At 45.8% G+C, this 557-nt stretch carries 1 protein-coding gene; it reads left to right on the top strand.

Annotation, left to right across the window (positions count from 1 at the left end; genetic code table 11):
* On the top strand, positions 1-557 hold a 557-nt coding region (locus FKP33_RS26795), incomplete at both ends, for an IS3 family transposase (RefSeq protein ID WP_141336835.1).

Genomic DNA, 557 nt, shown 5'->3' with positions numbered 1-557 from the left:
GGAGAATCATGAAGAAATACGGCATTGTGTGTCCGTTCAGGAAAGCCAATCCCTATAAACGGATGATGAAGGCAACTCAGGAGCACAGGGTGGTTCCTAACCTGCTGAACAGGGAATTTAAGCAGGATATCCCCGGCAAGGTATTACTGACGGATATCACCTATTTATATTATGGCTCAGGAAAAAAAGCTTACTTGTCAACGATCAAGGACGGTTCAACCAATGAAATCCTGGCTTATCATGTATCAGACCGAATCACGATGGACCTGGCGATCGACACCCTGCGAAAGCTGAAGACAAATCGAAGGTGCAAAAAAGCAGACGGTGCCTTCATCCATTCTGATCAGGGAACCCATTATACGCATCCGGATTTTCAGAAACTGGTTAAGAAGATGGGATTCAGACAGTCGATGTCCAGACGCGGAAACTGCTGGGATAACGCACCCCAGGAATCCTTTTTTGGCCATTTCAAAGATCAGGCCTCCATCAAACCTTGTGCGACTTTGGATGAGGTAAAACGGGAGATCAAGGAGTACATGACCTATTACAACCATTTT

Source organism: Paenibacillus sp. tmac-D7 (assembly GCF_006519665.1).
GTDB classification, from domain to species: domain Bacteria; phylum Bacillota; class Bacilli; order Paenibacillales; family NBRC-103111; genus Paenibacillus_G; species Paenibacillus_G validus.
The sequence above is the reverse complement of the archived record's forward strand: the minus strand, read 5'-3'. Positions and strand labels throughout refer to the sequence as shown.